This is a genomic window from Polynucleobacter sp. IMCC30063 (assembly GCF_021395235.1).
Lineage (GTDB): Bacteria > Pseudomonadota > Gammaproteobacteria > Burkholderiales > Burkholderiaceae > Polynucleobacter.
The window spans coordinates 291,377-305,810 of the sequence record NZ_JAJVCQ010000001.1 but is presented as its reverse complement, the minus strand read 5'-3'; the positions used below and the strand labels follow the sequence as shown (position 1 = coordinate 305,810).

Here is a 14,434-nt window from a genome sequence, read left to right as displayed (position 1 = left end):
TTATCTGCCTTCTGTTTAACTAAGTTCAGTCTTCAAAAATTAAGGTTACGTAAAATTACTTTACCGATTTACTTTGATTTGGCTGCCATCACTGCTTCGGCAACATTCTTGGGTGCTTCTGAGTAATGCTTAAATTCCATGGTGTATGTAGCACGACCTTGCGTTAGCGAACGTAAGCTAGTTGAATAGCCAAACATTTCTGCTAAAGGCACTTCAGCGCGCACAATTTTGCCGCCACCAGGAATATCATCCATGCCCTGCAAAATACCGCGGCGTGAAGATAGATCGCCCATTACGTTGCCCATAAAATCTTCCGGGGTTTCAACTTCGACCGCCATCATTGGCTCTAGTAATACGGGTGATGCGCGGCGCATGCCTTCTTTAAAGGCAATGGAGCCTGCCATCTTAAATGCGTTTTCATTCGAGTCGACATCGTGATACGAACCATAGAAGAGGGTAGCCTTGATATCAACTACCGGATATCCAGCTAGCACACCAGCATTTAAGGTTTCAACAATACCCTTTTCAACTGCAGGAATATATTCGCGCGGTACTACACCGCCTTTAATTGCATCGACGAATTCAAAACCCTTACCTGGTGCTTGTGGCTCTAGCTTTAATACGACGTGGCCATATTGACCACGGCCGCCAGACTGCTTAACAAACTTGCCTTCGATTTCATCACAATTTTTTCGAATGGTTTCGCGATAAGCAACTTGCGGCTTGCCTACAGTTGCCTCAACGCCAAACTCGCGCTTCATGCGATCGACCAAAATTTCTAAGTGCAACTCACCCATACCAGAAATAATGGTTTGACCAGACTCTTCATCGGTTTTTACCCGAAACGATGGATCTTCCTGCGCTAAGCGATTTAAAGCTAAGCCCATTTTTTCTTGGTCAACTTTGGTTTTAGGCTCGACAGCTTGAGAAATAACCGGCTCTGGGAAAACCATCCGCTCGAGAATCACAATACTATCGGGATCGCATAGCGTTTCGCCAGTAGTTGCATCTTTTAGGCCTACTGCTGCAGCAATATCGCCAGCGAAAACTTCTTTAATTTCTTCGCGTTGATTTGCGTGCATTTGTAAGAGGCGACCCACACGCTCTTTTTTACCCTTGATCGGGTTGTAAATGGTGTCACCCGATTTCATTACGCCAGAATAGACACGGAAAAAGATGAGCTGACCGACGAAGGGGTCGGTCATGATCTTAAATGCTAAGGCGGAAAATTTTTCGCTATCCGCAGCTGCTCTGGTCGTTGGGGTACCGTCTTCTTTTTCACAATCGACTGGCGGTACATCTAATGGTGAGGGTAGAAAATCGATAACCGCGTCTAACATGGCCTGTACGCCTTTGTTTTTAAACGCAGTGCCGCAAAGCATTGGCACAATTTCACCGGCAATAGTACGCTGGCGTAGAGCGGCTTTAATTTCTTCTTCCGTTAAGGCTTCGCCGCTGAGGTATTTATCCATCAGCACTTCAGAGCTTTCGGCAGCAGCTTCGAGCATTTTTTCACGCCACTCTTCAGCAGAAGCTTGTAGTTCTGCAGGGATATCAGCATAGGTAAATTTAGTACCTTGCGATTCTTCATCCCAATAAATCGCCTTCATCTTCACTAAATCGACCACACCTTGAAACTTTTCTTCAGCGCCAATAGGTATTTGAATTAAGAGAGGATTGGCTTTAAGGCGGGCCTTCATTTGATCGTAGACCTTGAAGAAATTCGCACCGGTACGATCCATTTTATTCACAAACGCTAAACGGGGTACGCCATACTTATTGGCCTGACGCCACACTGTTTCAGACTGTGGCTGTACTCCGCCTACTGCACAATAAACCATACATGCGCCATCCAGCACGCGCATTGAACGCTCTACTTCAATCGTGAAATCGACGTGGCCAGGGGTATCAATAATGTTAATACGATGCTCTGGATAATTTCCCCCCATGCCTTTCCAGAAGGTGGTGGTAGCCGCAGACGTAATCGTAATTCCGCGCTCCTGCTCTTGTTCCATCCAGTCCATGGTGGCAGCGCCATCGTGAACTTCACCAATTTTGTGATTCACGCCGGTATAGAACAGCACGCGCTCAGTCGTGGTAGTTTTACCTGCATCGATGTGAGCTGAGATGCCGATATTGCGATATCGCTCAATAGGTGTTTTACGTGCCACTGTTGCCTCTTCTTGACTGAATTCTTAGAAACGGAAATGGGAGAAGGCCTTATTAGCCTCAGCCATACGGTGTACTTCTTCGCGCTTTTTCATTGCCCCGCCGCGACCTTCAGCAGCTTCGAGTAATTCATTAGCAAGGCGCTGTGCCATCGATTTTTCGCCACGCTTTTTAGCGGCCTCACGCAACCAGCGCATTGCCAAAGCAGAGCGGCGGGATGGACGAACTTCTACTGGAACCTGGTAGTTTGCGCCGCCAACACGGCGACTCTTAACTTCAACCATGGGCTTTACATTACCCATCGCGGTTGAAAAAATCTCTAGTGGCTCTTTATTGGCTTTTTTCTCAATGTGATCAAAAGCGCCATAAACGATACGCTCGGCTACCGATTTTTTGCCGTCCAACATCAGGACGTTCATGAATTTAGCTACTTCTACATTCCCGAATTTTGGATCAGGAAGAATTTCCCTTTTGGGGACTTCGCGACGACGCGGCATAACAACTCCTATCAGTTCAGTTAGGGGAGACTAATATCAGACTCCCGCTTCGGTTACTCAACTATTTTTAGCTTTAAATTCCTAGGACTAAAAACGAAGTAACCACTTACTTGACTTTTCAGTCAGATACTACAAATACCTACTACAACAGCAAAACTTAAGCAGACTTCTTAGCGCGTTTCGCGCCATATTTTGAGCGCGACTGTTTGCGATCTTTTACGCCCTGCAAGTCAAGCGAACCACGCACAATGTGATAACGCACGCCAGGCAAATCTTTTACACGGCCGCCGCGGATCAGCACAACCGAGTGCTCTTGCAAGTTATGGCCTTCGCCACCAATGTACGAAATAACTTCAAAACCATTGGTTAATCGTACTTTTGCTACTTTGCGTAAAGCAGAATTAGGCTTCTTTGGGGTAGTGGTGTAAACACGTGTACAAACACCCCTGCGCTGCGGACTATTCTGCAGGGCTGGACTTTTGCTCTTAACGGTAAGCCTACTTCTAGGCTTACGCAATAACTGGTTAATTGTCGGCATAAATGGCTCGGTTAGTACTTCTTAATGCTTTTTTATAAGAAAATCAGTAACTTAGGCAACTAATCTCAGATTGCCAAATAAAGCTGATTTCCTACTAATTCAGTAGAACTCAGCATTCTAGCTTGGCCAGCCTTTCCCGTCAACCTGCAACGAGAAAAACTGGCCAGAATGGCAACAAAATGGTGAACTGAGCTTAGCTTTGCTCTGCCTCTCCTTCGGGGGCTGCAACAAGCACTTCGCCCTCAACCGCGAGCTCGGGTGCATTTGCTAAGGCCTCTTCCTCGGCAGCGATCATCTGTGCGCGATCACGCTCAAATTGTTCACGAACCTTACGCGCACGGCGATAAGACAAGCCGGTGCCCGCTGGAATAAGGCGCCCAATAATGACGTTTTCCTTGAGACCACGCAAGGTGTCGACTTTGCCCATAATTGCGGCCTCGGTCAAAACACGTGTGGTTTCTTGGAAAGAAGCTGCCGAAATAAAGCTATCGGTTGATAAAGAGGCTTTAGTAATACCTAAGAGCACATTTTCAAACTGAGCAGGGTGCTTACCTTCAGCAATCACCCGATCATTGGCGTCATACAACTTCGAGCGCTCAACTTGCTCGCCCATAATAAAGCCGGTATCGCCTGGATCGGAGATCTGCACACGGCGCAACATCTGCCGCACGATGACTTCAATGTGTTTGTCGTTTATCTTCACGCCTTGCAAGCGATAAACGTCTTGAACCTCATCAACAATGTAAATGGCTAGCTCTTCTGCGCCTCTGAGTGTCAAGATATCGTGTGGGTCGGCTGGGCCTTCGACAATCATCTCGCCCTTATTTACTACTTGGCCGTCATGCACTAACACTTGTTTCTCTTTGGCAATTAAGAACTCATTGGCCTCGCCATCCATATCGGTAATAACTAAACGCTGCTTACCTTTCGTTTCTTTACCGAACGATACTGTGCCCGTTACTTTTGCCAATACTGCGGCATCTTTTGGCGAACGCGCTTCAAATAATTCGGCAACGCGCGGCAAGCCCCCTGTAATATCGCGAGTCTTTTGTGACTCTATGGGAATACGTGCCAAGACTTCGCCAACTTCAACCTTCTGGCCATCTTTAACGGTAATTAAAGCGCCCACTTGCAGACCAATGGTGACCGGATGGTCGGTGCCCGTAATCATGACTTCAGCACCTTGATCGTCGATCAAATTAATCACCGGCCGAACCCCTTTGCTAGCTGCACTTCTCCGCTTGCCGTCAATAACGACTAGGGTTGAAAGACCCGTCACCTCATCGACCTGCTTGGCAACCGTCACTCCCTCTTCCACATTATCAAAGCGCGCAATACCAGCGTACTCTGAAATAATAGGACGAGTTAAGGGATCCCAAGTGGCCAAACTAGCGCCTGCTTTAACTGCAGCGCCTTCTTTTAAAACTAATGTTGCGCCATAAGGTACTTTATGCCGTTCGCGTTCGCGGCCATTATCATCAACGATGAGTGCTTCGCCTGAACGAGAAATCGCCAATTGCTCACCTTTGGCATTTTTAACCATGCGCATCGATGAGGAAAACTTCAAAGTACCGCTTGATTTTGCTTCAACATTACTTGCCACTAGTGCCCGTGATGCAGCACCGCCGATGTGGAATGTACGCATCGTTAACTGTGTGCCAGGCTCGCCAATTGACTGAGCAGCAATCACGCCCACTGCCTCACCAACGTTAACCAGACCACCACGTCCAAGATCACGGCCATAGCACTTCGCACATAAACCATAACGAGTTAAGCAAGATAAGACGGTGCGTACTTTCACTTCATCGATACCCAGTGCCACAATTTGATCGACATGATCTTCATCAAGCAAGGTATCGTGTGGAATGATGACTTCCTGCGTCTCGGGATTGAGAATATCTTCGATACAGACCCGACCCAAAATGCGGTCGCGTAAGGCCTCAATAATTTCCCCGCCCTCAACTAGCGCCTTCATGGTCACGCCACTGGTAGCACCACAATCATCTTCAATGACCACTAAATCTTGGGTCACATCGCATAGACGGCGTGTTAAATAACCCGAGTTTGCGGTCTTCAACGCTGTATCGGCTAAGCCTTTACGTGCACCGTGGGTAGAAATGAAATACTGCAAAACATTCAAACCTTCACGGAAATTAGCCGTAATTGGCGTCTCGATGATTGAGCCATCAGGCTTTGCCATCAATCCACGCATACCAGCCAACTGACGTATTTGCGCAGCTGAACCACGCGCACCTGAATCGGCCATCATGTAAATGGAATTAAATGATTCTTGACGGGCTTTATTGCCGTTGCGATCTAAAACCTCAACGTGCGATAACTCATCCATCATGGCTTTACCAACCTGATCGCCAGCCGCGCCCCAAATATCAACCACGTTGTTATAACGCTCTTGATTGGTTACTAAGCCCGACATAAATTGCTTGTCGTACTCTTTCACCTTATTGGAAGCATCAGTAATGATGCGCTCTTTAGCATGCGGAATTAGCATGTCATCAATTGCAATTGAGATACCTGCTTTAGTGGCTAAACGGAAACCCGCTTGCAAGAGTCGATCAGCAAAAATCACCGTCTCGCGCAGGCCACACTTCCGAAATGAAGTATTAATAAGCCGCGAAATTTCTTTCTTCTTAAGTGGCTTGTTAATCTCTTCAAAGGACATGCCTTTAGGCAAAATTTCAGACAAAATGGCACGGCCTACTGAGGTTTGATAAATCGTTTTTTTCTCGGCAAAACGGGCGTCGCCCTCGGCCTTCTTATCAACAATATCAAACTCGGTAATTCGCACGGCAACACGGGAAGCTAACTCAACTACACCAGCTTCATAAGCCCGCACAACTTCAGTGATATTGGCAAAAACCATACCTTCACCTTTGCCGTTAATCTTGTCGCGAGTAGCGTAGTACAAGCCCAATACAACGTCTTGTGACGGCACAATGGATGGCTCGCCATTAGCAGGGAACAAGACATTGTTCGAGGCCAACATTAAAGTGCGTGCTTCCATTTGCGCTTCGAGCGACAAAGGCACGTGCACCGCCATTTGGTCGCCGTCAAAGTCGGCATTAAATGCTGCGCAAACTAAGGGATGCAACTGAATCGCTTTGCCTTCAATCAACATTGGCTCGAAAGCCTGAATACCAAGACGGTGCAATGTAGGCGCACGATTGAGCATGATTGGATGTTCACGAATGACTTCTTCGAGAATGTCCCATACGATTGGCGTTTGACTCTCAACTTCTTTCTTTGCAGCTTTAATGGTAGTTGCAATTCCTAAAGTCTCAAGCTTGTTGAAAATAAATGGCTTAAATAATTCTAAGGCCATTAATTTTGGCAAACCGCACTGATGCAATTTCAAGGTTGGGCCAACCACAATGACTGAACGGCCAGAATAGTCAACGCGCTTGCCTAACAAGTTTTGCCGGAAACGACCACTCTTACCTTTAATCATTTCAGCCAAAGACTTGAGAGGGCGCTTATTGGCGCCAGTCATGGCCTTACCGCGACGACCGTTATCAAGTAATGAATCAACGGCTTCTTGTAACATGCGTTTTTCATTACGCACAATGATTTCAGGTGCGCGTAACTCTAGTAAACGCTTTAAGCGATTATTACGATTAATAACACGGCGATAAAGATCATTCAAATCAGAGGTAGCAAACCGACCGCCATCCAAGGGCACCAAGGGGCGCAACTCGGGGGGTAACACTGGCAGCACTTCCATGATCATCCAGTCAGGCTTGATTCCTGAGCTCTGGAATGCCTCTAATACTTTCAAGCGTTTTGCATACTTCTTAATCTTGGCATCGCTACCGGTTGCCTTTAAATCGGCACGGATAGTTTCAACCTCACGATTGATATCAATTGAACGAAGCAAATCACGAATGCCTTCAGCTCCCATAATGGCTGTAAATGCGCCATCACCGAATTCTTCAAGCTTCGCGTTGTACTCTTCTTCAGACATAATTTGGCCGCGCTTCATCGCTCCCTCGGGAGTTAAGCCAGCATCAACCACCACATATGCTTCAAAGTACAGCACCCGCTCGATATCACGCAAAGTCATATCGAGCACCATGCCCAAGCGGGATGGCAATGATTTTAAGAACCAAATATGCGCAACGGGTGCTGCTAACTCAATATGACCCATGCGCTCACGGCGCACTTTCGCCAAAGTAACTTCAACGCCACATTTTTCGCAAATAACCCCACGAAATTTCAAGCGCTTGTATTTACCGCATAAACATTCATAGTCTTTAGTTGGACCAAAAATCTTGGCACAGAATAAGCCGTCGCGCTCTGGTTTAAAAGTGCGATAGTTAATCGTTTCTGGTTTGCGTACTTCACCAAATGACCACGAACGAATTTTTTCGGGAGAAGCGAGGCCAATTTTAATGACATCAAACTGCTCTTCGCCCTGTGTTTGCTTAAATAGATCGAGCAATGCTTTCATATCAGTTACGCTCCATGTCAATGTCAATACCCAACGAACGGATTTCTTTTACCAGCACATTGAATGATTCGGGCATGCCCGCATCAATCGTATGCTCGCCTTTGACGATGTTTTCATACACTTTGGTTCGGCCTGTAACGTCATCCGACTTCACGGTAAGCATTTCTTGTAATACATACGCTGCACCGTAAGCCTCTAAGGCCCACACTTCCATTTCACCAAAGCGCTGACCACCAAACTGGGCTTTACCACCCAATGGCTGCTGGGTTACCAGCGAGTACGGTCCAGTTGAGCGGGCGTGCATCTTGTCATCGACCAAATGGTGGAGTTTTAAGACATGCATTACGCCAACTGTGACAGGACGCTCAAATTGATCACCAGTACGACCGTCACGCAAAATCATTTGTTGCCGTGAGGGTGTCATTTGGAGTGCAGCAGCAACCTCTTCTGGATAAGCTAAATCGAGCATCTTGCCAATTTCTACTTCGGTAGCCCCGTCAAACACGGGCGTCGCGAATGGCAAACCTTGACGCAAATTTTCAGCCAGCATATTGACTTGTTCATCCGTAAAGCTGTCGATATCCTCAACGCGCCCAGTTTCGTTATACAACTGCTTCAAGAACTTGCGCATTTCGGCCTGCTTCACATGATCTTTAATCATGCTGTCAATTCGCTTACCAATACCTTGGGCAGCCCAACCTAAGTGGGTCTCTAAGATTTGACCCACATTCATCCGCGAGGGAACGCCTAAGGGATTCAGTACGATATCGACGGGACGGCCATCAGCCATAAAAGGCATATCTTCGGCAGGTGCAATTTTAGAAACCACACCTTTGTTGCCGTGACGTCCAGCCATTTTGTCGCCAGGCTGTAAGCGGCGCTTCACCGCTAAATAGACTTTCACCATTTTGGTTACGCCTGGCTGCAAGTCATCGCCTTGAGTCAGCTTGGTCTTCTTCACTTCAAACGCATCATCAAATTGCTTACGCTTGGCTTCAATGGAAGATTTAATCGCCTCTACTTGCATAGCGACATCATCATCCGCCGGGCGAATATCGAACCAATGGTATTTATCTAAGTCAGTCAAATACTCTTGGGTTATTTTGCTACCCTTGGCCAATTTTTTCGGACCGCCATTAGCGACCTTATTCATGAGCAATTTCTCTAGACGGCTAAATGCATCGCCCTCTACGATACGCAATTGATCATTTAAGTCGAGCCGATAACGCTGTAGCTCTTCTTGAATAATGGCTTGTGCGCGGGCATCACGATCAATACCTTCACGCGTAAAGACTTGTACGTCGATAACAGTACCAATCATGCCGGAGGGCACACGCAAAGACGTATCCTTCACATCAGATGCTTTTTCTCCAAAGATAGCCCGTAAGAGCTTTTCTTCAGGAGTCAGCGTGGTTTCGCCTTTCGGGGTTACCTTGCCTACCAAGACATCGCCTGCTTCAACTTCAGCGCCAATGTAAACAATACCGCTCTCGTCCAAGCGAGAAAGTTGTGACTCCGCTAAATTAGAAATATCACGGGTGATTTCTTCCGAGCCTAATTTAGTATCGCGGGCCACGACCGATAATTCCTCAATATGAATTGAGGTATAGCGATCTTCAGCAACAACCCGTTCAGAAATTAAGATCGAATCTTCGAAGTTATAGCCATTCCACGGCATAAATGCCACGGTCATGTTTTGCCCTAATGCCAACTCACCTAAATCGGTTGAAGCGCCATCAGCAACTACGTCGCCGCGCGCAACCTGATCGCCAACCTGCACGATGGGGCGCTGATTAATATTCGTATTTTGATTCGAGCGTGTGTATTTAGTGAGGTTATAAATATCTACACCAACCTCGCCAGCTGCGGTTTCATCATCATTAACCCGAATCACAATTCGATTGGCATCAACATAATCAACTAAACCGCCACGCATCGCCAACACGACAGTGCCCGAGTCAACTGCCACAATACGCTCTAAACCAGTTCCTACTAGTGGCTTATCAGGACGTAAACAAGGCACTGCTTGACGTTGCATGTTCGCACCCATCAGGGCGCGGTTAGCGTCATCGTGCTCAAGGAAGGGCACTAATGATGCAGCCGCAGAAACGATTTGACTTGGGGCGACGTCAATAAAGTCAACCCGATCTGGGCTAAGCATTAAGGTTTCACCAGCCTGACGTGCAGAAACTAATTCATCGGCTAATTTCCCGTTCTTATCGATCGTGGCATTAGCCTGAGCAATAACATACTTCGCTTCTTCGATAGCTGATAGATACATGACTTCATCAGTTACCTTGCCATTATTAACTTTACGATATGGGGTTTCTAAGAAACCGTGCTCGTTTAAGCGGGCAAATAAAGCGAGGGAGTTAATTAGTCCAATGTTTGGTCCCTCTGGCGTTTCAATTGGGCAAACTCGACCGTAGTGCGTTGGATGTACGTCACGCACCTCAAAGCCGGCACGTTCGCGCGTTAAACCGCCAGGTCCTAAAGCAGAAATACGCCGCTTATGCGTAATTTCTGACAGCGGGTTGGTTTGGTCCATAAATTGCGAGAGCTGTGATGAGCCAAAGAACTCACGAATTGCCGACGAAATTGGCTTGCTATTAATTAAATCATGCGGCATCAAGTTTTCAGTTTCAGCTTGGCCTAAACGCTCTTTAACTGCACGCTCTACTCGAGATAAACCAGCGCGGAATTGATTCTCTGCTAACTCACCTACACAACGTACACGACGATTACCGAGGTGGTCAATATCGTCCACTTCGCCTTTGCCATTCCGCAGGTCAACTAAACACTTAATGGTGTCGAGAATGTCTTCATTGGATAAAACCATTGCGCCTTCCATTTCTGGACGACCCAAGCGGCTATTTACCTTCATGCGACCGACGCGGGATAAATCGTAGGAGTCTTCGTTATAAAACAAGCGTTGGAACAAGGCCTCTACTGCATCTTCTGTAGGCGGCTCACCAGGACGCATCATGCGATAAATAGCAATACGAGCAGCAGTTTGATCGGCAGTTTCATCAGCACGCAAGGTTTGCGAAATATAAGCACCACAATCTAAATCATTGGTATAAATTGTTTCCAGTTGCTTAATGTTGGCATCACGCAATGTCGCTAATAGTTCTTCGGTAATTTCATCGTTGGCATAAGCTAGGATTTCGCCCGACTCGGGATCAACAATATTTTTTGCCACTACCCGACCAACTAAATAATCATCAGGCACAACAATGCTCTTCGTTTTAGCGGCCTCAAGATCACGAATGTGTTTAGCATTAATGCGCTTGTCTTTCTGAATCACGACTTCGCCGTTTTTATCCAAAATATCAAAGTTGGCTAATTGGCCACGCAAACGCTGTGGCACAAATTCCATCGAGGCGCCATTAGGGCTTAAGGTGAAATGATCAAAATTAAAGAAATTGGCCAAAATCTGTTCGTTGCTTAAACCAATTGCCTTCAGCAAAATGGTTACGGGCATCTTGCGACGGCGGTCAACCCGGAAATACAAAATATCTTTAGGATCAAACTCGAAATCGAGCCATGAGCCACGGTAAGGAATAATGCGAGCAGAGAACAGCAATTTGCCGGAACTATGCGTTTTACCTTTGTCGTGCTCAAAGAACACGCCAGGCGAACGGTGTAACTGCGAAACAATCACACGCTCGGTACCGTTAATTACAAAAGAGCCATTTTGGGTCATGAGCGGAATCTCGCCCATATATACTTCGCTCTCTTTTACTTCCTTAACCTTAGTTGGCGCTTCGCGATCATAGATGATCAAACGCACCTTGGCGCGTAAGGCAGAGTGGTAGGTATAGCCCCGTTGTTGACATTCTTTAACGTCAAATGGGGGTTGCGATAATTGATATGAGACATACTCCATGCGTGCATATCCATTGTTTGACACAATGGGAAACGCTGAAGTAAAGGCTGCCTGTAAGCCCTCATTAATGCGAGACATGGCCGGTTTTTCGGCCTGCAAAAATTTTGCATAGGACTCAAGCTGGGTTGCAATCAGGTAAGGAACCTGGTGATTATTAACGCGTTTAGCAAAACTTTTGCGAATACGCTTACGTTCGGTGAAGCTATAGTTCATTTCATCTCCGAATTCAGCGACTGAGCAAAGATTTGGCGGTTGGCCTCTACCAACCACTGGCGGACAACACTAAACCGTATCGATTTAGTGCCCGACCAAACTTGTCTTCTGCAGTCGTATCAGAAGGCAAACCTGATTTCAATTCAACAAATGAAATCGGGTTTGACCTCTAAAAAGTCAAACCAAAATAGCCAAAGCCCTGCAATGCAGGACCATGGCTTTTTTAAATTACTTAATTTCGGCTTTAGCGCCGGCTTCTTCAAGTTTCTTCTTGGCTTCTTCAGCAGATTTCTTGTCGACGCCTTCTTTAATTGGCTTGGGCGCACCATCGACTAAGTCTTTTGCTTCTTTAAGGCCAAGTGCAGTGATTTCACGTACTGCTTTAATCACAGCAACTTTGTTACCACCAACCTCAAGCAAGTTAACCGTAAATTCGGTTTGCTCTTCGGCAGCAGCTGCTCCACCGCCGCCGCCAGCTGGGCCAGCTACAGCCATTGCTGCTGCTGATACGCCAAACTTCTCTTCAAATGCCTTCACTAGATCGTTCAGATCCATTACCGACATTGTGCCTACTGCTTCAATAATTTCTTCTTTGGTAATTGCCATTTTTAGCTCCTAATACTTAAATAATTAATCCGGCGCTTATTCAGCAGCGGGGGGTTCAACATTGGGTTGGTCGGCTGCTTCGACAGCAGGCGCTGCTTCGGCGACAACTTCAGCAGGCGCTGCTTCTGCTACTGCTTCGCTTGCTGCAACTGGTGAAGCTGCAGGTGCAGGAGCAGGTACAGGTGCAGGAGCACCAGCGGCTTTTTGCGCAGCAACTGCACCCAACACTCGGGCCATCGCTGAGACAGGGGCCAACATGACACCCAACAACTGCGAAAGCAATTCGTCACGACTTGGAATCGTTGCCAACGCTTTCACACCATTGACGTCTAACATCTTGCCGTTATACAGACCTGCTTTAATGACTAGATGCTCTTGAGTTTTAGCAAATTGCTGCAGGACCTTTGCAGATGCAATAGGGTCAACAGAAATGCCGTAAATCAAGGGTCCAACCATCGAATCGGCCAGAGGCTCAAATTGGGTTCCTTGTGCAGCACGACGCGCCAACGTATTTTTTAGAACACGCAAATAAACACCTTGGGCACGCGCGTTTGCACGCAGCGTCGTCAGCTCGCCAACGGGAATGCCCCGATATTCAGCCAACACCACCGTTTGAGCCGCCGCCAATTGTGCGCCGACATCAGCAACAATCGCTTTTTTGTCTTCTACATTCAAAGGCACGGTTTAACTCCTCCAAAACCAACTGCTACCAGTTGGGTGCTTCATACACCAGCGTCTGATTCGTCAATCGCACAAACTGCTACGAATGGGTTCCAGGCTCGCCATCTGCGTTGGTTATTGCAATTGCAATGATTAAGGGTTCAATGAGTACCACCATTTACCCCACCAACGGTCTTTGATGTTCGACACTTTTACAGTGCCGACCCAAAGTTCTTTTTTGTTACCAGCGCCTTACTGAGCCGCTTGTAACGAAGTTTGATCCACGCGTACACCAGCACCCATCGTGCTGCTAACCGCGACTTTCTTTAAATAAATACCTTTAGTTGAAGTAGGCTTCGCCTTGTTTAATGCCTCAAGCAGTGCAAGTAAATTACTCTTTAGCGCAGTTGGCTCAAACGAACGACGGCCAATACTTGCATGCACAATGCCGGCCTTATCTACACGAAATTGCACTTGACCTGCTTTAGCATTTTTAACTGCAGTAGCAACATCTGGCGTCACCGTACCAACTTTAGGATTCGGCATTAAACCGCGTGGGCCCAAAACTTGGCCCAAGGTGCCAACGATTTTCATCGTGTCTGGCGAGGCAATCAAAATATCGAAATCGATTTTTCCGCCTTTAATTTGTTCAGCTAAATCTTCCATGCCAACAATTTCTGCACCAGCAGCTTTAGCTTGTTCGGCTTTCTCGCCTTGGGCAAAAACTGCTACTCGCACATGCTTACCAGTACCTGCGGGCAATACTACTGCGCCACGCACCACTTGGTCGGATTTTTTAGCGTCAATGCCCAACTGCACAGCAACGTCAATCGACTCATCGAATTTAGCAGTGGCACATTCTTTAACTAAGTTGAGCGCGTCATCTAAGGAGTAAAACTTGTTACGGTCTACTTTGGCTTGAATGACTTTGGTGCGCTTGGATAATTTTGTCATGATTAGAGGCCCTCAACCGTAATGCCCATCGAGCGAGCGCTACCTGCGATCGTGCGCACGGCAGCGTCCATATCGGCAGCAGTAAGATCGGGCATTTTTGTTTTAGCAATTTCTTCAGCTTGTGCCCGGCTGATTTTTCCCACCTTATCGGTATGAGGACGCGGCGAACCTTTTTCAATTTTGGCCGCTTTCTTAATTAAAATTGAAGCAGGCGGGGTCTTCATCACAAACGTGAAGCTCTTGTCTGCAAAGGCAGTAATCACGACGGGAATAGGTAAGCCAGGCTCCATGCTCTGGGTTTGAGCATTAAACGCTTTACAAAATTCCATAATATTGAGGCCGCGCTGACCTAAAGCTGGTCCAACGGGGGGTGATGGGTTGGCTTTTCCTGCGGGAATCTGCAGTTTTATAAAGCCAATAATTTTCTTTGCCATGAATTACTC

At 47.0% G+C, this 14,434-nt stretch carries 8 protein-coding genes and 1 pseudogene; all 9 read right to left on the bottom strand.

What is annotated here, in order from left to right; genetic code table 11:
- Nucleotides 1-68: 68 nt before the first annotated feature.
- The 9 genes and pseudogenes from fusA to rplK all read right to left on the bottom strand — a co-directional run bounded on the left by fusA (nt 69) and on the right by rplK (nt 14,425).
- Nucleotides 69-2,171, bottom strand: coding sequence for an elongation factor G (gene fusA / locus LZG75_RS01625; protein WP_233923299.1), 2,103 nt, complete (start codon nt 2,169-2,171; stop codon nt 69-71).
- Nucleotides 2,172-2,195: 24 nt separating this feature from the next.
- Entirely contained in the window at nt 2,196-2,666 is a 471-nt protein-coding gene (gene rpsG, locus LZG75_RS01620) for a 30S ribosomal protein S7 (RefSeq protein WP_068320103.1), read from the bottom strand.
- A gap of 157 nt (nt 2,667-2,823) precedes the next feature.
- Nucleotides 2,824-3,204, bottom strand: coding sequence for a 30S ribosomal protein S12 (rpsL, locus tag LZG75_RS01615; RefSeq protein ID WP_233923300.1), 381 nt, complete (start codon nt 3,202-3,204; stop codon nt 2,824-2,826).
- Nucleotides 3,205-3,397: 193 nt separating this feature from the next.
- On the bottom strand, nt 3,398-7,669 hold the full coding sequence (rpoC, locus tag LZG75_RS01610) for a DNA-directed RNA polymerase subunit beta' (RefSeq protein ID WP_233923301.1): 4,272 nt from the start codon (nt 7,667-7,669) through the stop codon (nt 3,398-3,400).
- Nucleotide 7,670: 1 nt separating this feature from the next.
- On the bottom strand, nt 7,671-11,771 hold the full coding sequence (gene rpoB, locus LZG75_RS01605) for a DNA-directed RNA polymerase subunit beta (RefSeq protein WP_233934846.1): 4,101 nt from the start codon (nt 11,769-11,771) through the stop codon (nt 7,671-7,673).
- 228 nt (nt 11,772-11,999) lie between these two features.
- Entirely contained in the window at nt 12,000-12,377 is a 378-nt protein-coding gene (rplL, locus tag LZG75_RS01600) for a 50S ribosomal protein L7/L12 (protein WP_233923303.1), read from the bottom strand.
- 165 nt (nt 12,378-12,542) lie between these two features.
- A pseudogene (gene rplJ / locus LZG75_RS01595) lies at nt 12,543-13,058 on the bottom strand (50S ribosomal protein L10); the annotation flags it as partial.
- A 231-nt stretch (nt 13,059-13,289) separates the two neighbouring features.
- A complete protein-coding gene (rplA, locus tag LZG75_RS01590; RefSeq protein WP_233923305.1) occupies nt 13,290-13,991 on the bottom strand; it encodes a 50S ribosomal protein L1 in 702 nt (233 codons plus the stop codon).
- Nucleotides 13,992-13,993: 2 nt separating this feature from the next.
- The gene (gene rplK / locus LZG75_RS01585; RefSeq protein ID WP_233923306.1) at nt 13,994-14,425 is read right to left on the bottom strand and encodes a 50S ribosomal protein L11; all 432 of its coding nucleotides are present in this window, start codon (nt 14,423-14,425) and stop codon (nt 13,994-13,996) included.
- Between the last annotated feature and the right edge of the window lie 9 nt (nt 14,426-14,434).

Excerpts from the sequence above, each read along its gene's own strand:
- rpsL (WP_233923300.1), bottom strand. The coding sequence starts at position 3,204 with ATGCCGACAATTAACCAGTTATTGCGTAAGCCTAGAAGTAGGCTTACC.
- rplK (WP_233923306.1), bottom strand. The coding sequence starts at position 14,425 with ATGGCAAAGAAAATTATTGGCTTTATAAAACTGCAGATTCCCGCAGGA.
- rplA (WP_233923305.1), bottom strand. The coding sequence starts at position 13,991 with ATGACAAAATTATCCAAGCGCACCAAAGTCATTCAAGCCAAAGTAGAC.
- rplL (WP_233923303.1), bottom strand. The coding sequence starts at position 12,377 with ATGGCAATTACCAAAGAAGAAATTATTGAAGCAGTAGGCACAATGTCG.
- rpoC (WP_233923301.1), bottom strand. The coding sequence starts at position 7,669 with ATGAAAGCATTGCTCGATCTATTTAAGCAAACACAGGGCGAAGAGCAG.
- rpsG (WP_068320103.1), bottom strand. The coding sequence starts at position 2,666 with ATGCCGCGTCGTCGCGAAGTCCCCAAAAGGGAAATTCTTCCTGATCCA.
- rpoB (WP_233934846.1), bottom strand. The coding sequence starts at position 11,771 with ATGAACTATAGCTTCACCGAACGTAAGCGTATTCGCAAAAGTTTTGCT.